The organism is Enterobacter sp. N18-03635 (genome assembly GCF_004006055.1).
GTDB lineage: Bacteria > Pseudomonadota > Gammaproteobacteria > Enterobacterales > Enterobacteriaceae > Enterobacter > Enterobacter vonholyi.
The window spans coordinates 1,254,917-1,273,497 of the sequence record NZ_CP034769.1 but is presented as its reverse complement, the minus strand read 5'-3'; the positions used below and the strand labels follow the sequence as shown (position 1 = coordinate 1,273,497).

Genomic DNA, 18,581 nt, shown 5'->3' with positions numbered 1-18,581 from the left:
GGAATATCCATGACCATTAAGAACGTAATTTGTGATATCGACGGCGTGCTGATGCACGACAACGTTGCCGTGCCGGGTGCTGCGGAGTTTCTTCACCGTATCATCGACAAAGGAATGCCACTGGTTCTGCTCACGAACTACCCTTCTCAAACCGGTCAGGATCTGGCAAACCGCTTTGCCACGGCGGGCGTCGACGTCCCGGACAGCGTGTTTTATACCTCGGCGATGGCCACGGCGGATTTTCTGAAGCGTCAGGAAGGAAAGAAAGCCTACGTGGTGGGTGAAGGTGCGCTGATACACGAGCTCTACAAAGCAGGCTTTACCATCACTGACGTGAACCCGGACTTTGTGATTGTCGGCGAGACGCGTTCCTTTAACTGGGAGATGATGCATAAAGCAGCATACTTTGTCGCCAGCGGTGCGCGCTTTATCGCCACCAACCCGGATACGCATGGCCGTGGTTTTTATCCGGCCTGCGGCGCGCTCTGCGCCGGTATCGAGAAAATCTCAGGGCGTCAGCCGTTCGTGGTCGGTAAACCGAGCCCGTGGATCATTCGTGCCGCGCTCAATAAGATGCAGGCCCACTCTGAAGAAACCGTTATTGTCGGCGACAACCTGCGCACCGATATTCTGGCAGGTTTCCAGGCGGGTCTGGAGACGATTCTGGTCCTGTCCGGCGTCTCTCAACTTGATGACATTGATTCGATGCCGTTCCGGCCGAGCTGGATTTACCCCTCCGTCGATGAAATTGACATCATCTGATACCGAACCACGCCTCAGGGCGTGGTTTTTCATTTATGGCCTACACAAATAAAACCCTATCTAACGAAAAGCACATTTCATTGCATAATCATCAATAAAAGAACTCATGGCGTACTCTTTTTTCACTATTCCGCAATCACTATTGCACTATTTCCGTTTTCATCCGTAAAACGCTTGCGCGCCCTGCCCCTTTGCGGCATTTTCATAAGCAAGCAACATTACAAAGCAACAGGGTTAACGGAGAAGGTTATGTGTTCAATTTTTGGCGTACTGGATATTAAAACTGACGCGGGCGAACTGCGTAAAAAGGCACTCGAACTGTCCCGCCTGATGCGCCATCGCGGCCCGGACTGGTCAGGCGTTTACGCCAGTGACAAAGCAATTCTGGCTCACGAACGTCTGTCTATTGTTGACGTCAACGCCGGTGCACAGCCGCTGTATAACGAGAAAAAAACGCATGCGCTGGCTGTCAACGGTGAGATCTACAACCACCAGGCGCTGCGCGCCGAATACGGCGACCGCTACGCATTCCAGACCGGTTCTGACTGTGAAGTGATCCTGGCGCTGTATCAGGAGAAAGGTCCCGAGTTCCTGGACGACCTGCAGGGTATGTTTGCCTTTGCCCTGTACGACAGCGAAAAAGACGCTTATCTGATTGGCCGTGACCATATCGGTATTATCCCGCTGTACATGGGTCACGATGAGCACGGCAACTTCTACGTGGCCTCTGAGATGAAAGCCCTGGTACCGGTCTGCCGCACCATTAAAGAGTTCCCGGCAGGCAGCTATCTGTGGAGCAAAGACGGCGAGATCCGTCAGTATTACCAGCGTGACTGGTTCGACTACGACGCGGTAAAAGACAACGTCACGGACAAAGCTGAGCTGCGTCAGGCGCTGGAAGATTCCGTGAAAAGCCACCTGATGTCAGACGTACCTTACGGCGTGCTGCTCTCCGGCGGCCTGGACTCCTCCGTGATCTCGGCCATCACCAAGAAATTTGCGGCTCGTCGCGTGGAGGATCAGGAGCGCTCAGAAGCCTGGTGGCCACAGCTGCACTCTTTTGCCGTGGGTCTGGAAGGGGCACCGGATCTAAAAGCCGCGCAGGAAGTGGCAAACCACCTCGGCACCGTGCACCACGAAATTCATTTCACCGTGCAGGAAGGTCTGGATGCGATCCGCGATGTGATCTATCACATTGAAACCTATGACGTGACCACCATCCGAGCCTCAACGCCGATGTACCTGATGTCGCGTAAGATCAAGGCGATGGGCATCAAGATGGTGCTCTCCGGTGAAGGTTCTGACGAAGTGTTTGGCGGCTACCTGTACTTCCACAAAGCGCCAAACGCTAAAGAGCTGCATGAAGAGACCGTGCGTAAGCTGCAGGCGTTGCACATGTTCGACTGCGCGCGTGCCAACAAAGCAATGTCTGCCTGGGGCGTAGAAGCGCGCGTGCCGTTCCTGGATAAGAAATTCCTCGACGTGGCAATGCGCATCAACCCGCAGGACAAGATGTGCGGCAACGGCAAAATGGAAAAACATATCCTGCGTGAATGTTTTGAATCCTACCTGCCGGCGAGCGTGGCATGGCGTCAGAAAGAGCAGTTCTCCGATGGTGTAGGTTATAGCTGGATCGACACCCTGAAAGAGGTCGCTGCGAAACAGGTTTCTGACCAACAGCTGGAAACCGCAAGCTTCCGCTTCCCGTACAACACGCCGGGCTCGAAAGAAGCGTATCTCTACCGTGAAATTTTTGAAGAATTGTTCCCGGTGCCGAGTGCTGCGGAGTGCGTACCGGGTGGCCCTTCCGTCGCCTGCTCTTCTGCCAAAGCGATTGAATGGGATGAATCGTTCAAATCCATGAACGATCCATCAGGACGCGCGGTAGGCGTTCACCAGTCAGCCTACAAATAATCACCTAGATCGCAATCAGGCCCCTCAGGGGCCTGTTTTTTTTGCCTCACATTTCACCGCCTAAATCTGATTAATAACCAATAATTGCCGAATATTCGGTCACGCTGTTCGCAACCTAACCAAACAGTCACATTCCGGCTATTTTCGTTGAAAAAGGTGTTGACGCTGCAAGGGTCTATACGCATAATGCGCCCCGCAACGCCGATAAGGTAACGCGAAAAAAGATGGCTACGTAGCTCAGTTGGTTAGAGCACATCACTCATAATGATGGGGTCACAGGTTCGAATCCCGTCGTAGCCACCATCTTTTTTGCGGGAGTGGCGAAATTGGTAGACGCACCAGATTTAGGTTCTGGCGCCGCAAGGTGTGCGAGTTCAAGTCTCGCCTCCCGCACCATTCCCGGGTAAGCGTTGCACGGATGGGGTATCGCCAAGCGGTAAGGCACCGGTTTTTGATACCGGCATTCCCTGGTTCGAATCCAGGTACCCCAGCCATATTTCTTCGATTTTGCGGTTCTCCGCGGTATTGGGGTATCGCCAAGCGGTAAGGCACCGGTTTTTGATACCGGCATTCCCTGGTTCGAATCCAGGTACCCCAGCCATCGAAGATTGCAGTACTGGCTACGTAGCTCAGTTGGTTAGAGCACATCACTCATAATGATGGGGTCACAGGTTCGAATCCCGTCGTAGCCACCAAATTAAGATTGTCGATTTTTCGGTAATCAAGACAAATTGTTGGGGTATCGCCAAGCGGTAAGGCACCGGATTCTGATTCCGGCATTCCGAGGTTCGAATCCTCGTACCCCAGCCAATTTAAAAAGTCGTTAAGCAGTTTGTTTAACGCAATTGGGGTGTCGCCAAGCGGTAAGGCTCTGGTTTCTGATACCAGCATTCCGGGGTTCGAATCCCTGCACCCCAGCCACTTAGTAACAAACAAGCCCGCTCTGCGGGCTTTTTTGTTTTTGTTGTTCAGAATCGAGTAGCCTGATGCCCTCTCCCACGGGGAGAGGGCATAAATATTAAAGTCCCAGGGCGTATTTCAGCGCCTGACGCTTCAGACCACCGGCACGCTCCGCTGCCATCAATCCAATATTACGCAGAATGCGCACCGGGGCTAAATCATTGCTGAACCCGGCATAGAACAGATCCATTCCCGACTGCATGATAAAGTTATCCGCCATGCGTCGCGTCTGATAACGCTTCAGGACCTGATGGCTGGCCCAGTTTTCCGCGTGTTCGCGGGCGCTGCCCAGCACATCCAGTAACGCATCGACGTCACGATACCCCAGGTTGACACCCTGCCCGGCCAGCGGATGAATGGTGTGTGCCGCATCGCCCACCAGCGCCAGCCCTTCACGGGCATACTGCAACGCATGACGACGCGTGAGCGGGAATGCCCCTGCGGCGACCGGCGTGACGTTGCCCAGACGGCTCGGGAAATGCAGCAGAATTTCCCGCTGCAATTGTTCCATTGAAAGCCCCTGCAGCTGGCGAATGCGCGCCGGTTTGTCGTACCACACCAGCGACGCCCAGTTATCGAACAGCGGTAAAAAGGCGTGCGGGCCGTTCGGGGTAAAGTGCTGCCAGGTACTCTCGCCCGGCGCATTCTCGCACTGGACGGTAATCAGCATGCAGGACTGCTCGTACTGCCAGGCATGCACCCCGATACCCGCCATCTGTCTGACCTGCGAGTTGGCGCCGTCCGCCCCGATAACCAGCTTCACGGCCAGCTCATCGCCGCTATCGAACGTCAGTAGATAGCCACTCTCGTGAGGATGCAGCGCCTTAAGCGACGCAGGCACGCGCAGCGTCACCTGCGGATGCGCCTCCAGCGACTGCCAGAGCGCCCGCTGGAGCACGTTGTTTTCCACCATATAGCCCAGGCGCGGCAGCTTCAGCTCAGCGGCATCAAACGCGACGTGGGCATTTTCCCACTCCCAGGTTTCAAGACGGCTATAGGGGTGCGCGCGCATTTCCAGCACCGCCTCCCAGACGCCCAGCCCGCGCAGCAGATCGACGGACGACGCGCTGATAGCGGAAATGCGCACATCCGGTTTACTGGCGGGATCGTAGGCTGGCGGAGCCGCCTGTTCGATTACCGTTACCTCAAATCCCTGCTGCGCCAGCCCCAGCGCCAGCGCGCCGCCGACCATACCGCCGCCGACAACGGCAACTTCGGTGTGTAGGAGTGTCATGGTCAATTTTCCTTATTGGAGAATCCCTTAAGTTTACCGGATTTTTGCGGTCCTGAGACACACAACCTTCATACTGGTCACAACCCCACCAAAGCATTACAATACGCGGCTTGCAATCCTGAGCTGAGCAAGTCGATGACTAAAAAACTCCATATAAAAACCTGGGGCTGTCAGATGAACGAATACGATTCATCCAAGATGGCCGATCTGCTGGATACCACCCACGGATACCAGCTGACTGAAAATGCGAAAGAAGCGGACGTGCTGCTGCTGAACACCTGTTCGATTCGTGAAAAAGCGCAGGAAAAAGTCTTTCACGTATTAGGACGCTGGAAACTTCTCAAACGAAAAAATCCGGACCTGATCATCGGGGTGGGCGGCTGCGTCGCGTCGCAGGAAGGCAAGCTGATCCGCCAGAGAGCCCCGTATGTGGATATTGTCTTTGGTCCTCAGACCCTCCACCGCCTGCCGGAGATGATCAATCAGGTTCGCGGCAACCGTAGCCCGGTCGTTGACGTCAGCTTCCCGGAAATCGAAAAATTCGACCGCCTGCCTGAGCCGCGAGCCGATGGCCCAACCGCTTTCGTCTCCATCATGGAGGGCTGCAACAAATACTGCACGTACTGCGTGGTGCCGTACACCCGTGGTGAAGAGGTCAGCCGCCCGGCAGATGACATTCTGTTTGAAATCGCACAGCTTGCCGCGCAGGGTGTGCGCGAAGTGAACCTGCTGGGCCAGAACGTTAACGCCTGGCGCGGTGAGAACTACGACGGCACGACCGGCAGCTTTGCCGAGCTGCTGCGCCTGGTGGCCGCGATTGACGGCATCGACCGCATTCGCTTTACCACCAGCCATCCGATGGAGTTTACCGACGACATCATTGACGTCTATCGCGATACGCCAGAACTGGTGAGCTTCCTGCACCTGCCGATTCAGTGCGGCTCTGACCGCGTGCTGAACCTGATGGGCCGCCCGCATACGGTGCTGGAATATAAGTCCACCATTCGCAAGCTGCGTGAAGCGCGTCCGGATATCCAGATTAGCTCTGACTTTATCGTCGGCTTCCCTGGCGAAACCGCTGATGACTTCGAGCGCACCATGAAGCTCATCGGTGAAGTGAATTTTGACGTCAGCTACAGCTTCATCTTCTCTGCGCGTCCAGGGACACCGGCGGCCGATATGGTTGACGATGTGCCGGAAGAAGAGAAAAAGCAGCGTCTGTATATTCTGCAGGAGCGTATTAACCAGCAGGCCAACGCCTGGAGCCGCCGCATGCTCGGCACCGTTCAGCGCATTCTGGTGGAAGGCACCTCCCGCAAGAGCATTATGGAACTCTCTGGTCGTACCGAAAATAATCGCGTGGTGAACTTTGAAGGCACCCCGGATATGATCGGTAAGTTTGTGGACGTCGAGATTATCGAAGTGCTGACCAACTCGCTGCGCGCGAAAGTGGTCCGCACCGAGGACGAAATGGGCCTGCGTATTGCCGAGTCACCGGAATCCGTCATCTCTCGTACTCGCAAAGAAAATGATTCTGGCGTTGGGATTTACCAGCCATAATCCTTCTGGCCTGCCCTTCCGGCAGGCCTTGTATTTCCTCTCATCGTCCCCAATATCTTCCGCAACGCTTGCGCCTTTATTCTGTGGCGTGAATAATTTCGGTAATGACCGTTTTATTGCGCCGTGTGGCAGCGGGTCAGTTAACCAATTAAAGAGGAACAGTTTGAACATAGATACGCGTGAAATTAGCCTTGAGCCAGCAGACAACGCTCGCCTGCTGAGCCTGTGCGGGCCGTTTGATGACAACATCAAACAACTGGAGCGACGTCTCGGTATCGAAATCAATCGTCGCGATAATCATTTCAAACTTACCGGGCGCCCTATCTGCGTCAACGCCGCTGCGGACATTCTGCGTAGCCTGTATGTGGATACATCCCCCATGCGCGGCGAAATTCAGGATATCGAACCGGAACAAATTCACCTCGCCATTAAAGAGGCGCGCGTGCTTGAGCAAAGCGCGGAAAGCGTTCCGGACTACGGTAAGGCAATCAATATCAAGACGAAACGTGGCGTCATTAAGCCGCGTACGCCAAACCAGGCACAGTACATCGCCAATATCCTCGACCACGACATCACCTTCGGGGTGGGGCCGGCGGGCACGGGTAAAACCTATCTGGCCGTTGCCGCGGCGGTCGATGCGCTGGAACGCCAGGAGATCCGTCGAATTCTGCTGACCCGTCCGGCCGTTGAAGCGGGCGAAAAGCTGGGCTTCCTGCCGGGCGATCTGAGCCAGAAGGTCGACCCGTATCTGCGTCCTTTATACGATGCGCTGTTCGAAATGCTGGGCTTTGAGAAGGTCGAGAAGCTCATTGAGCGTAACGTTATCGAAGTGGCCCCGCTCGCCTACATGCGCGGCCGTACGCTGAACGATGCGTTCATCATTCTTGATGAAAGCCAGAACACCACCATCGAACAGATGAAAATGTTCCTGACGCGTATCGGCTTTAACTCGAAAGCGGTCATCACCGGCGACGTCACCCAGATCGACCTGCCGCGCAGCACCAAATCCGGCCTGCGCCACGCCATCGAGGTGCTGGCCGAGGTCGACGAAATCAGCTTTAACTTCTTCCACAGTGAAGACGTGGTACGCCACCCGGTGGTCGCGCGTATCGTAAACGCCTATGAAGCCTGGGAAGAGGCGGATCAGAAGCGTAAGGCCGAACTGGCCGCAGAACGTAAGCGCGAAGCGCAGGAGCAAGAACAGAAATGAGTCAGGTGATCCTCGATTTACAGCTGGCCTGTGAAGACAATTCCGGCATGCCAGATGAGGCACAGTTTCAGAAATGGCTGGATGCCGTTATTCCTCAGTTTCAGGAAGAATCAGAAGTTACGATTCGCCTGGTGGATGAAGCGGAAAGCCATGAGCTTAACCTGACCTATCGCGGGAAAGATAAGCCGACCAACGTGCTCTCTTTCCCGTTCGAAGCGCCTCCGGGCATTGAGATGCCGCTGCTGGGCGATCTGATCATCTGCCGTCAGGTGGTTGAACAGGAAGCCAAAGAGCAGCAAAAGCCGCTTGAGGCCCACTGGGCGCATATGGTGGTACACGGCAGTCTGCATCTGCTCGGCTACGATCACATTGAAGATGACGAAGCGGAAGAGATGGAGTCCCTCGAGACAGAGATAATGCTTGCTCTGGGCTATGAGGATCCGTACATTGCCGAGAAAGAATAGTCCGTCACCTGACTGACTCCCCTGCCGCCACGAAAGGATATCGCGTGGCTGTATACGTTGAACTAACAAGAGAACCCTTAACAAACGCCATGAGCGACGACAATTCACACAGTAGCGACACGACAACCAGTAAAAAGGGATTTTTCTCCCTCATTCTGAACCAGCTTTTCCACGGCGAACCCAAAAACCGTGATGAACTGCTGGAGCTGATTCGTGATTCCGGGCAGAACGACCTTATCGATGAAGATACGCGCGAAATGCTCGAAGGGGTTATGGACATCGCCGACCAGCGCGTTCGCGATATCATGATCCCCCGCTCGCAGATGATCACCCTGAAACGTAACCAGACCCTGGACGAGTGCCTCGATGTCATCATCGAATCCGCCCACTCGCGTTTCCCGGTCATCAGCGAAGACAAAGATCACATCGAAGGGATTTTGATGGCGAAAGATCTGCTGCCGTTTATGCGCAGCGATGCCGAAGCCTTCAGCATGGAAAAAGTGTTACGCCAGGCCGTGGTTGTGCCGGAAAGTAAACGTGTGGATCGGATGCTGAAAGAGTTTCGCTCTCAGCGTTACCACATGGCGATTGTTATTGATGAATTTGGTGGCGTCTCCGGTCTGGTCACGATCGAGGATATCCTTGAGCTGATCGTGGGCGAAATCGAAGACGAGTACGACGAAGAAGAGGATATCGACTTCCGTCAGCTCAGCCGCCACACCTGGACCGTGCGCGCGCTGGCCTCCATTGAGGACTTCAACGACGCCTTCGGGACCCACTTCAGCGATGAAGAGGTCGATACCATTGGCGGGCTGGTGATGCAGGCCTTTGGTCATCTCCCGGCGCGCGGTGAGACCGTTGACATCGACGGTTACCAGTTCAAAGTAGCCATGGCCGACAGCCGACGTATTATACAGGTTCACGTCAGAACGCCGGACGACTCACCGGTGCCAAAACTGGAAGATTAATGTAAATGGCATTTGCCCCATTGCTTGAACGCCAGCGCGTCCGTTTGCTGCTGGCGCTGTTACTCGGAGCCAGCGGTACGCTGGCTTTTTCTCCTTACGATATCTGGCCCGCGGCCATTCTCTCCCTGATGGGGCTTCAGGGTCTGACCCTGAACCGTCGTCCGGTACAGGCTGCCGCTATCGGCTACTTCTGGGGACTGGGGCTGTTTGGCTCAGGTATTAACTGGGTCTACGTCAGCATCGCCCAGTTTGGCGGTATGCCTGGCCCGGTAAACGTCTTCCTGGTGGTACTGCTCGCCGCGTATCTCTCGCTTTATACCGGTCTGTTCGCCGGCATCCTTTCTCGCCTGTGGCCCAAAACCAGCTGGCTACGCGTCGCCATTGCCGCGCCGGTGGTCTGGCAGATCACCGAATTCCTGCGCGGCTGGGTGCTGACCGGCTTCCCGTGGCTGCAGTTCGGCTACAGTCAGATTGACGGCCCGCTTAAAGGTCTGGCGCCGGTAATGGGCGTTGAGACCATCAACTTCCTGCTGATGGTGGTGAGCGGCCTGCTGGTCCTGGCGCTGGTCACGCGCGGCTGGAAGCCTCTGGTTATGGCACTGGTGCTGTTCGCCCTTCCCTTCCCGCTGCGCTATATCCAGTGGTTCACGCCTGAGCCCGCGCGCGCCATGCAGGTTTCCATGGTGCAGGGGAATATCCCGCAGTCTATGAAGTGGGACGAGAAAGAGCTGCTGAACACGCTGAAGATCTACGCCAACGCCACCGAAGAGGTGATGGGCAAATCGCAGCTGATTATCTGGCCGGAGTCTGCCATTCCCGATCTGGAAATCAATCAGCAGCCGTTCCTCAACATGATGAACGACCTGCTGCTCTCGCGTGGCAGCACGCTAATCACCGGGATTGTCGATGCGCGTCTGAATCAGCAGAACCGCTACGACACCTACAACACCATCATTACGCTCGGAAAAGACAGCGAATACAGCTACCACTCCACTGACCGGTACAACAAGAACCATCTGGTGCCGTTCGGTGAATTTGTCCCGCTGGAGTCGATTCTGCGCCCGCTGGCCCCGTTCTTCGACCTGCCGATGTCCTCCTTCAGCCGCGGCCCGTACGTACAGCCTCAGCTGCACGCGCACGGCGCAGCCCTGACGGCGGCTATCTGCTACGAAATCATCCTCGGCGAGCAGGTGCGCGATAACTTCCGCCCTGATACAGACTATCTGCTGACCATCTCCAACGATGCCTGGTTTGGTAAGTCTATCGGCCCGTGGCAGCACTTCCAGATGGCACGTATGCGCTCTCTGGAGCTGGCGCGTCCGCTGCTGCGCAGCACCAACAATGGCATCACCGCCGTGATTGGTCCGCAGGGTGAAATCCAGGCGATGATCCCGCAGTTTACCCGAGAGGTGCTGACCACGAATGTCACGCCAACCACCGGGCTGACGCCATATGCGCGCACCGGCAACTGGCCGCTGTGGATCCTGACCGCGCTATTCGGCTTTGGCGCGGTGCTGATGAGCCTGCGCCAGCGTCGTAAATAACCTTCCCTTCTGTTGCCGGGTGGCGGCTACGCCTTACCCGGCAATCCCTCCCAAATCTTAAAACTGGCACGCCTATTGCTTTGTTTATTCAGGTAAACGCAGTTTGGCTTAACGTGCAACTTTGTCGCACCAGCGTAGATCACCGGTAGCACCGTAACGGTGCAACGGGAGATATTTGCCTCTGAATGGTGCGGCGCGCTTCGCAAAAATAAACAATAACGCAGCAAAATCTTTACATTAAGCCAGACTAAATGTTAACAAGCTTGCATAACACTGCACTCGCATTGCGCGAGATATAACAACATCACAATGGGTATCAATGCGTCGCTGGCGCTGATAAAAAAGGAGTTGGGTATGCAATTACGTAAACTGGCCACAGCAATGCTGGTTATGGGAATGTCTGCAGGCGTGGTTCACGCTGAAGATGCGCCTGCAGCAGGCAGTACTCTCGACAAGATTGCCAAAAACGGCGTTATCGTGGTCGGCCACCGTGAATCTTCTGTCCCGTTCTCTTACTACGACAACACGCAAAAAGTCGTGGGCTATTCACAGGATTACTCCAACGCCATCGTTGAAGCCGTGAAGAAAAAGCTGAACAAACCTGACCTGCAGGTGAAGCTGATCCCAATCACTTCACAGAACCGTATTCCACTGCTGCAAAACGGCACCTTTGACTTCGAGTGTGGCTCCACCACTAACAACCTGGAGCGTCAGAAACAGGCTGCTTTCTCTGACACCATCTTTGTCGTGGGTACCCGCCTGCTGACGAAGAAAGGCGGTGAGATCAAAGACTTCGCTGACCTGAAAGGTAAAGCGGTTGTCGTGACCTCCGGTACCACGTCAGAAGTGCTGCTCCACAAGCTGAACGACGAGAAGAAAATGGACATGCGCATCATCAGCGCGAAAGACCATGGCGACTCCTTCCGTACCCTGGAAAGCGGTCGCGCCGTCGCGTTTATGATGGATGACGCCCTGCTGGCGGGCGAGCGTGCGAAAGCGAAAAAACCAGACAACTGGGATATCGTCGGTACCGCGCAGTCGAAAGAAGCCTACGGCTGTATGCTGCGTAAAGACGATCCGCAGTTTAAAAAGCTGATCGATGACACCATCGCTCAGGTGCAGACCTCCGGCGAAGCGGAAAAATGGTTCGACAAATGGTTCAAGAACCCGATTCCACCGAAAAACCTGAACATGAATTTTGAACTGTCTGACGACATGAAAGCGCTGTTCAAATCTCCAAATGACAAGGCTCTTAACTAATTAGAACAACAGGGGCGGGATCTCCTGCCCTCTCGATTGTCGGGAAGCATGGACAGACTATACGTTGAGTGGTCGTTCCCCACTCAGCGCGAAAAATGAGCTTCTCACCAATCTTCGAGGGTAGCGCTGCTACCCTTTTTTTTCTGGAGTTTATTATGTCAATCGACTGGAACTGGGGCATATTCCTGCAACAAGCCCCGTTCGGCAACACCACCTATCTTGGCTGGCTGTGGAGCGGCTTTCAGGTCACCGTGGCATTATCGATAACGGCGTGGATTATCGCGTTTCTTGTCGGTTCTTTGTTCGGTATTCTGCGCACCGTCCCTAACCGCTTTCTTTCAACACTTGGCACCCTGTATGTGGAACTGTTCCGTAACGTTCCGCTGATCGTGCAATTCTTTACCTGGTATCTGGTTATCCCGGAACTGCTGCCGGAAAATATTGGCATGTGGTTCAAGTCGGAACTGGATCCGAACGTGCAGTTCTTTGTCTCCTCCATGATGTGTCTGGGGCTGTTTACCGCTGCGCGCGTTTGCGAGCAGGTGCGTGCCGCCATTCAGTCATTGCCGCGCGGACAAAAAAATGCGGGCCTGGCGATGGGCCTGACGCTGCCCCAAACCTACCGCTACGTGCTGCTGCCAAACGCCTACCGCGTTATCGTTCCACCGATGACCTCAGAGATGATGAACCTGGTGAAAAACTCGGCCATCGCCTCGACTATCGGCCTGGTCGATATGGCCGCGCAGGCGGGCAAACTGCTGGATTACTCCGCTCACGCGTGGGAATCCTTCACCGCGATCACGCTCGCGTATGTTCTGATTAACGCTTTCATCATGCTGGTGATGAACCTGGTTGAACGCAAAATTCGCCTGCCGGGCAACGTGGGGGGCAAATAATGTACGAATTTGACTGGAGTTCTGTCGTTCCATCCATGCCTTACCTGCTTGATGGACTGATGATTACCTTAAAAATCACCGTCATTGCCATCATCGTCGGTATCGTCTGGGGCACCCTGCTGGCCGTCATGCGCCTGTCGAGCTTTAAGCCGCTCGCATGGTTTGCGACCGCCTACGTTAACGTGTTCCGTTCCATCCCGCTGGTGATGGTGCTGTTGTGGTTTTACCTGATCGTGCCCGGCTTCCTGCAAAACGTACTGGGGCTGTCGCCGAAAACCGATATCCGTCTGATCTCGGCGATGGTGGCGTTCTCGATGTTTGAGGCCGCTTACTACTCTGAGATTATCCGAGCGGGCATTCAGAGTATCTCCCGCGGGCAATCCAGCGCCGCGCTGGCGCTGGGGATGACGCACTGGCAGTCCATGCAGCTCATTATTCTGCCGCAGGCGTTTCGCGCCATGGTTCCGCTCCTGCTTACCCAGGGTATCGTGTTGTTCCAGGATACCTCGCTGGTCTACGTTCTGAGTCTGGCAGACTTCTTCCGTACCGCGTCAACCATCGGTGAACGTGATGGTACGCAGGTTGAGATGGTGCTCTTTGCGGGTGCGGTCTATTTTGTGATTAGTTTAAGCGCGTCGCTGTTGGTCAGCTGGCTGAAGAAAAGGACGGTATAATGATTTCCCTGAAAAATGTTTCTAAATGGTATGGGCACTTTCAGGTGCTGACCGACTGCTCCACCGAGGTAAAAAAAGGTGATGTGGTAGTGGTGTGCGGGCCGTCCGGTTCCGGTAAATCGACGCTGATCAAAACCGTTAACGGACTGGAGCCGGTCCAGCAGGGTGAGATCGTCGTCAACGGCACCAAAGTCAACGACAAGAAAACCAACCTCGCCCAGCTTCGCTCTCACGTTGGCATGGTGTTCCAGCATTTTGAGCTGTTCCCACACCTCTCCATTATTGAGAACCTGACGCTGGCTCAGGTAAAAGTGCTAAAGCGTGATAAAAAAGCGTCGCGCGAGAAAGGCCTTAAGCTCCTGGAACGCGTTGGGCTCTCGGCGCATGCCGATAAGTTCCCGGCGCAGCTCTCCGGCGGCCAACAGCAGCGTGTGGCGATCGCCCGCGCGCTGTGCATGGATCCGGTGGCGATGCTGTTTGATGAGCCAACGTCGGCGCTCGATCCAGAGATGATCAACGAAGTGCTGGACGTGATGGTCGAGCTGGCGCACGAAGGGATGACCATGATGGTTGTGACCCACGAAATGGGCTTCGCCCGTAAGGTGGCCAACCGCGTGATCTTTATGGACGAAGGGAAAATTGTCGAAGATTCTCCGAAAGAGGAGTTCTTCGCCAACCCGAAATCTGAACGTGCGAAAGATTTCCTCGCCAAAATCCTGCATTAATCTTCCCGGTGCGCAATCTGCGGATTGCGCACTGCTTCACGCTTTAACTCTCTTTATCTATTCGGCGTCACATTGCAGCGTTAACCTTGTCACAAAATAACGCTATGAATGGAGAACGCTATGGCACAACCCATCATTTTCGATTGCGATCCGGGTCATGATGACGCGATCGCGCTCGTTCTTGCATTTGCCTCCCCCGAACTCGACGTCAAAGCCGTCACCTCTTCCGCCGGAAACCAGACGCCGGATAAAACCCTGCGTAACGTTTTGCGCATGCTGACGCTGCTTGGGCGCACCGATATTCCCGTCGCCGGTGGCGCCCTCAAGCCCCTGATGCGTGAATTAATTATCGCGGATAACGTGCATGGTGAAAGCGGGCTGGACGGTCCGGCACTGCCGGAGCCGGGCTTTACGCCGCAAAACTGTACCGCCGTGGAGCTGATGGCGAAGGTGCTGCGCGAGAGCGCGGAGCCCGTCACGCTGGTGGCAACGGGACCGCAAACCAACGTCGCGCTGCTGCTGAACTGCCATCCTGAACTGCACGGTAAAATCGCCCGTATCGTCATCATGGGCGGAGCCATGGGGCTGGGAAACTGGACGCCGTCCGCAGAATTCAACATTTTTGTCGACCCGGAAGCGGCGGAGATTGTGTTCCAGTCAGGCTTACCAGTTGTGATGGCAGGGCTGGACGTGACCCATCGCGCACAGATTATGGCAGACGACATTGAGCGCTTCCGTGCCGTGGGTAATCCGGTCGCGACAACCGTGGCTGAGCTGCTCGACTTCTTTATGGAGTATCACAAAGCCGAGAAGTGGGGCTTCCACGGCGCGCCGCTGCACGATCCGTGCACCATTGCCTGGCTGTTAAAACCGGAGATGTTTACTACGGTTCACAGATGGGTTGGCGTCGAAACGCAGGGGAAATACACCCAGGGCATGACGGTGGTGGACTACTACTCTCTGACGGGAAATAAGCCGAATACTACGGTGATGGTGGATATTGACCGGGAGGCGTTTGTGGATTTGCTGGCGGAGAGGCTGGCTTACTATAGTGCGTAGTGCGGCCTGATGCCCTCACCCCGGCCCTCTCCCACAGGGAGAGGGCGCAAACCTGCGCTTTACCTAGGGCTCAAACGGCCGACGCTGGAACTGATCGTGGCCGCATTTCGGACATAGCGGCAGAACCTCCGGCGTATACACCGCAATATGGTGGTGGCAATTCTCGCACACCAGATTTCCCAGCCCGACCACCTCACCGCTGTGGTACACACCGTGGTGGTTCAAATCTTGAAAGACCTCGCGCCACTCCAGCTGCGTTTTATCCGTGATATCGGCCAGCTCCTGCCACAGGCTCTCTTTGATCACCCGCATGAAAACGCTGTCCGTGACCTCCTCCTGGCTCTCCTGGTAGCTGCGCGCGAACTCCTCCAGATCGCGACGCACGGCACGCGTCACCTCTTCCACTTCGGTTCGCGTTAACTCACCCGTTTGCGACACGCGGGCACGCGCCTGCTCCACCAGCGCATCGATATCGCGCTCGCCGTTACGCAGCCGTTCCGTCAGTGTCGCCACCAGTTCGCGGTAAAATTGAGCAACCTTGTTCATCATTTTGCCTCCCGGGTAAGTAACTATTTCTAATAATAGACCTTATTTCACCGCCGCTTTGTCAGGTGAAGCACAGACCCGGTAAATTCCTGCAAAGCGCATTTGTGCGAAAGGCTGTTTTGACGCGGGCGTTTGGGCTATGCTATGCGGATCTGAATTACCACATCCATTGGCTACATTTGTAGCTGTATTGAAAACAGGACCACTGGCTGCCATGCAAGAGCAATACCGCCCGGAAGAGATAGAATCAAAAGTCCAGCAACACTGGGACGAGAAGCGCACCTTTGAAGTAACCGAAGACGAGAGCAAAGAGAAGTATTACTGCCTGTCGATGCTTCCCTATCCTTCTGGTCGACTACACATGGGCCACGTGCGTAACTACACCATCGGCGATGTGATTGCGCGTTACCAGCGCATGCTCGGCAAAAACGTGCTCCAGCCTATCGGCTGGGATGCGTTCGGTCTTCCTGCGGAAGGCGCAGCGGTCAAAAACAACACCGCACCGGCACCGTGGACGTACGACAACATCGCGTACATGAAAAACCAGCTCAAAATGCTGGGCTTTGGCTATGACTGGAGCCGCGAGCTGGCAACCTGTACCCCCGAATACTATCGCTGGGAGCAGAAGTTCTTCACCGAGCTGTACAAAAAAGGGCTGGTGTATAAGAAGACCTCTGCCGTTAACTGGTGCCCGAACGACCAGACCGTTCTCGCGAACGAACAGGTTATTGATGGCTGCTGCTGGCGCTGTGACACCAAAGTAGAGCGTAAAGAGATCCCGCAGTGGTTTATCAAAATCACCGCTTATGCTGATGAGCTGCTGAACGATCTGGATAACCTGGACCACTGGCCAGATACCGTTAAGACCATGCAGCGCAACTGGATCGGCCGTTCCGAAGGCGTGGAAATCACCTTCAACGTTGAGAACTACGACCAGACCCTGACCGTCTACACCACCCGCCCGGACACCTTCATGGGCGCGACCTACCTGGCCGTGGCCGCAGGTCACCCGCTGGCGCAGAAAGCAGCGGAAAACAATCCGGAACTGGCTACCTTCATCGACGAATGCCGCAACACCAAAGTGGCCGAAGCCGATATGGCAACGATGGAGAAAAAAGGCGTTGATACCGGCTTTAAAGCCATTCACCCGCTGACGGGCGAAGCGATCCCTGTCTGGGCCGCCAACTTCGTACTGATGGAATACGGCACGGGCGCCGTGATGGCCGTTCCGGGTCACGATCAGCGCGACTACGAATTTGCCACCAAATATGGCCTGACCATCAAGCCTGTTATCCTGGCGGCTGACGGTTCAGAACCAGACCTGTCTGAACAAGCGCTGACCGAAAAAGGGACCTTGTTCAACTCCGGCGAGTTCAGCGGTCTGAGCTTCGAAGAGGGCTTCAATGCCATCGCCGATAAGCTGGCCTCTCTGGGCGTGGGTGAGCGTAAGGTTAACTTCCGTCTGCGCGACTGGGGCGTATCCCGTCAGCGTTACTGGGGTGCACCAATCCCAATGGTGACGCTGGAAGATGGCACCGTGATGCCAACGCCGGAAGATCAGCTCCCGGTGATCCTGCCGGAAGACGTCGTCATGGACGGCATCACCAGCCCGATCAAAGCCGATCCTGAGTGGGCAAAAACCACCGTCAACGGTCAGCCTGCGCTGCGTGAAACCGACACCTTTGACACCTTTATGGAGTCATCCTGGTACTATGCGCGCTACACCTGCCCGCAGTATCAGGAAGGCATGCTGGATTCCAAAGCGGCAAACTACTGGCTGCCGGTAGATATCTACATCGGCGGCATTGAACACGCCATCATGCACCTGCTCTACTTCCGCTTCTTCCACAAGCTGATGCGCGATGCGGGCATGGTGAACTCTGACGAACCGGCCAAACAGCTGCTGTGTCAGGGCATGGTGCTGGCAGATGCATTCTATTACGTCGGCGCCAACGGCGAGCGTAACTGGGTTTCTCCGGTTGATGCCATTGTCGAGCGCGACGAGAAAGGCCGTATCGTGAAGGCGAAAGACGCCGAAGGTCATGAACTGGTTTATACCGGCATGAGCAAGATGTCCAAGTCGAAAAACAACGGTATCGACCCACAGGTGATGGTTGAGCGCTACGGTGCTGACACCGTTCGTCTGTTCATGATGTTTGCCTCTCCGGCTGATATGACTCTGGAGTGGCAGGAATCTGGCGTTGAAGGCGCTAACCGTTTCCTGAAACGCGTCTGGAAACTGGTTTATGAACATACTGCTCTGGGTGATGCCCCAGCGTTGAACGCCGCCGCACTGACTGAAGATCAGCAGGCGCTGCGTCGTGATGTTCATAAAACGATTGCAAAAGTAACCGATGATATTGGTCGTCGTCAGACCTTCAATACCGCAATTGCGGCTATTATGGAACTGATGAACAAGCTGGCGAAAGCCCCGCAGGACGGTGAGCAGGATCGCGCCTTAATGCGTGAAGCACTGCTGGCTGTTGTTCGCATGCTGAACCCGTTCACTCCACACGTTAGCTTCACCCTGTGGCAGGAGCTGAAAGGCGAAGGAGATATCGACAACGCGCCGTGGCCGCAGGCTGACGAAGCAGCGATGGTGGAAAACACGACGCTGGTAGTGGTTCAGGTGAACGGTAAAGTCCGCGGTAAAATTACCGTGGCGGTCGATGCAACCGAAGAACAGGTTCGCGAGCGCGCGGGTCAGGAACCTCTGGTCGCAAAATATCTTGAGGGCGTTACCGTACGTAAAGTGATCTACGTACCGGGTAAACTGCTCAATCTGGTCGTTGGCTAAGCGCGGGA

At 55.3% G+C, this 18,581-nt stretch carries 15 protein-coding genes and 7 tRNA genes; 20 read left to right on the top strand and 2 right to left on the bottom strand.

The features are described from left to right. Positions 1-9: 9 nt before the first annotated feature. The 9 genes from nagD (at position 10) to ELK40_RS06725 (ending at position 3,597) form a co-directional block, all read left to right on the top strand. Positions 10-762, top strand: coding sequence for a ribonucleotide monophosphatase NagD (nagD, locus tag ELK40_RS06765; protein ID WP_023310763.1), 753 nt, complete (start codon positions 10-12; stop codon positions 760-762). 249 nt (positions 763-1,011) lie between these two features. Then, the gene (gene asnB, locus ELK40_RS06760) at positions 1,012-2,676 is read left to right on the top strand and encodes an asparagine synthase B (protein WP_010428626.1); all 1,665 of its coding nucleotides are present in this window, start codon (positions 1,012-1,014) and stop codon (positions 2,674-2,676) included. Between the two features lie 226 nt (positions 2,677-2,902). After that, positions 2,903-2,979: transfer RNA gene (locus ELK40_RS06755), tRNA-Met, on the top strand. 8 nt (positions 2,980-2,987) lie between these two features. After that, positions 2,988-3,072, top strand: a tRNA-Leu gene (locus tag ELK40_RS06750). A gap of 23 nt (positions 3,073-3,095) precedes the next feature. Further along, positions 3,096-3,170, top strand: a tRNA-Gln gene (locus ELK40_RS06745). A gap of 32 nt (positions 3,171-3,202) precedes the next feature. After that, a tRNA-Gln gene (locus ELK40_RS06740) sits at positions 3,203-3,277 on the top strand. A gap of 17 nt (positions 3,278-3,294) precedes the next feature. Beyond that, positions 3,295-3,371, top strand: a tRNA-Met gene (locus ELK40_RS06735). 40 nt (positions 3,372-3,411) lie between these two features. Next, a tRNA-Gln gene (locus ELK40_RS06730) sits at positions 3,412-3,486 on the top strand. A 36-nt stretch (positions 3,487-3,522) separates the two neighbouring features. Continuing rightward, positions 3,523-3,597, top strand: a tRNA-Gln gene (locus tag ELK40_RS06725). Positions 3,598-3,694: 97 nt separating this feature from the next. Here the strand turns inward: ELK40_RS06725 and ubiF are convergent. Further along, positions 3,695-4,870, bottom strand: a complete 1,176-nt coding sequence (gene ubiF, locus ELK40_RS06720) for a 3-demethoxyubiquinol 3-hydroxylase (RefSeq protein WP_127730045.1) — start codon at positions 4,868-4,870, stop codon at positions 3,695-3,697. A 135-nt stretch (positions 4,871-5,005) separates the two neighbouring features. Here ubiF and miaB point away from each other — a divergent pair, with 135 nt between their 5' ends. The 10 genes from miaB to rihA all read left to right on the top strand — a co-directional run bounded on the left by miaB (position 5,006) and on the right by rihA (position 15,230). Beyond that, positions 5,006-6,430, top strand: a complete 1,425-nt coding sequence (gene miaB, locus ELK40_RS06715) for a tRNA (N6-isopentenyl adenosine(37)-C2)-methylthiotransferase MiaB (RefSeq protein ID WP_111964387.1) — start codon at positions 5,006-5,008, stop codon at positions 6,428-6,430. Between the two features lie 163 nt (positions 6,431-6,593). After that, complete coding sequence (locus tag ELK40_RS06710; protein ID WP_008501053.1) at positions 6,594-7,640, top strand: PhoH family protein; 1,047 nt, start codon at positions 6,594-6,596, stop codon at positions 7,638-7,640. Continuing rightward, entirely contained in the window at positions 7,637-8,104 is a 468-nt protein-coding gene (gene ybeY / locus ELK40_RS06705; protein WP_008501052.1) for an rRNA maturation RNase YbeY, read from the top strand. The genes ELK40_RS06710 and ybeY overlap by 4 nt, the downstream gene beginning before the upstream one ends. 89 nt (positions 8,105-8,193) lie before the next feature. After that, positions 8,194-9,072, top strand: coding sequence for a CNNM family magnesium/cobalt transport protein CorC (gene corC, locus ELK40_RS06700; RefSeq protein WP_021242574.1), 879 nt, complete (start codon positions 8,194-8,196; stop codon positions 9,070-9,072). Positions 9,073-9,077: 5 nt separating this feature from the next. Then, the gene (lnt, locus tag ELK40_RS06695; protein WP_127730042.1) at positions 9,078-10,616 is read left to right on the top strand and encodes an apolipoprotein N-acyltransferase; all 1,539 of its coding nucleotides are present in this window, start codon (positions 9,078-9,080) and stop codon (positions 10,614-10,616) included. Between the two features lie 354 nt (positions 10,617-10,970). Then, complete coding sequence (locus tag ELK40_RS06685; protein WP_008501049.1) at positions 10,971-11,876, top strand: amino acid ABC transporter substrate-binding protein; 906 nt, start codon at positions 10,971-10,973, stop codon at positions 11,874-11,876. A gap of 155 nt (positions 11,877-12,031) precedes the next feature. Then, on the top strand, positions 12,032-12,772 hold the full coding sequence (locus ELK40_RS06680; RefSeq protein ID WP_127730040.1) for an amino acid ABC transporter permease: 741 nt from the start codon (positions 12,032-12,034) through the stop codon (positions 12,770-12,772). Beyond that, positions 12,772-13,446, top strand: a complete 675-nt coding sequence (gltK, locus tag ELK40_RS06675) for a glutamate/aspartate ABC transporter permease GltK (RefSeq protein ID WP_111964391.1) — start codon at positions 12,772-12,774, stop codon at positions 13,444-13,446. The genes ELK40_RS06680 and gltK overlap by 1 nt, the downstream gene beginning before the upstream one ends. Then, complete coding sequence (locus tag ELK40_RS06670; protein WP_014883001.1) at positions 13,446-14,171, top strand: amino acid ABC transporter ATP-binding protein; 726 nt, start codon at positions 13,446-13,448, stop codon at positions 14,169-14,171. The genes gltK and ELK40_RS06670 overlap by 1 nt, the downstream gene beginning before the upstream one ends. Before the next feature lie 120 nt (positions 14,172-14,291). After that, positions 14,292-15,230: a pyrimidine-specific ribonucleoside hydrolase RihA gene (gene rihA / locus ELK40_RS06665; RefSeq protein ID WP_127730037.1), complete on the top strand. Its 939-nt coding sequence runs from the start codon at positions 14,292-14,294 to the stop codon at positions 15,228-15,230. Positions 15,231-15,293: 63 nt separating this feature from the next. Here rihA and ELK40_RS06660 read toward each other — a convergent pair whose 3' ends face one another. Continuing rightward, on the bottom strand, positions 15,294-15,776 hold the full coding sequence (locus tag ELK40_RS06660) for a zinc ribbon-containing protein (RefSeq protein WP_115876039.1): 483 nt from the start codon (positions 15,774-15,776) through the stop codon (positions 15,294-15,296). Positions 15,777-15,990: 214 nt separating this feature from the next. On the opposite strand from ELK40_RS06660, the gene leuS reads away from it, so the two are divergent. Further along, entirely contained in the window at positions 15,991-18,573 is a 2,583-nt protein-coding gene (gene leuS / locus ELK40_RS06655) for a leucine--tRNA ligase (RefSeq protein ID WP_146749031.1), read from the top strand. The last annotated feature ends 8 nt before the right edge of the window (positions 18,574-18,581 follow it).

Excerpts from the sequence above, each read along its gene's own strand:
- ELK40_RS06685 (WP_008501049.1), top strand. The coding sequence starts at position 10,971 with ATGCAATTACGTAAACTGGCCACAGCAATGCTGGTTATGGGAATGTCT.
- gltK (WP_111964391.1), top strand. The coding sequence starts at position 12,772 with ATGTACGAATTTGACTGGAGTTCTGTCGTTCCATCCATGCCTTACCTG.
- ELK40_RS06680 (WP_127730040.1), top strand. The coding sequence starts at position 12,032 with ATGTCAATCGACTGGAACTGGGGCATATTCCTGCAACAAGCCCCGTTC.
- ybeY (WP_008501052.1), top strand. The coding sequence starts at position 7,637 with ATGAGTCAGGTGATCCTCGATTTACAGCTGGCCTGTGAAGACAATTCC.
- ubiF (WP_127730045.1), bottom strand. The coding sequence starts at position 4,870 with ATGACACTCCTACACACCGAAGTTGCCGTTGTCGGCGGCGGTATGGTC.
- nagD (WP_023310763.1), top strand. The coding sequence starts at position 10 with ATGACCATTAAGAACGTAATTTGTGATATCGACGGCGTGCTGATGCAC.
- leuS (WP_146749031.1), top strand. The coding sequence starts at position 15,991 with ATGCAAGAGCAATACCGCCCGGAAGAGATAGAATCAAAAGTCCAGCAA.
- ELK40_RS06660 (WP_115876039.1), bottom strand. The coding sequence starts at position 15,776 with ATGAACAAGGTTGCTCAATTTTACCGCGAACTGGTGGCGACACTGACG.
- asnB (WP_010428626.1), top strand. The coding sequence starts at position 1,012 with ATGTGTTCAATTTTTGGCGTACTGGATATTAAAACTGACGCGGGCGAA.
- miaB (WP_111964387.1), top strand. The coding sequence starts at position 5,006 with ATGACTAAAAAACTCCATATAAAAACCTGGGGCTGTCAGATGAACGAA.
- corC (WP_021242574.1), top strand. The coding sequence starts at position 8,194 with ATGAGCGACGACAATTCACACAGTAGCGACACGACAACCAGTAAAAAG.
- ELK40_RS06670 (WP_014883001.1), top strand. The coding sequence starts at position 13,446 with ATGATTTCCCTGAAAAATGTTTCTAAATGGTATGGGCACTTTCAGGTG.
- lnt (WP_127730042.1), top strand. The coding sequence starts at position 9,078 with ATGGCATTTGCCCCATTGCTTGAACGCCAGCGCGTCCGTTTGCTGCTG.
- rihA (WP_127730037.1), top strand. The coding sequence starts at position 14,292 with ATGGCACAACCCATCATTTTCGATTGCGATCCGGGTCATGATGACGCG.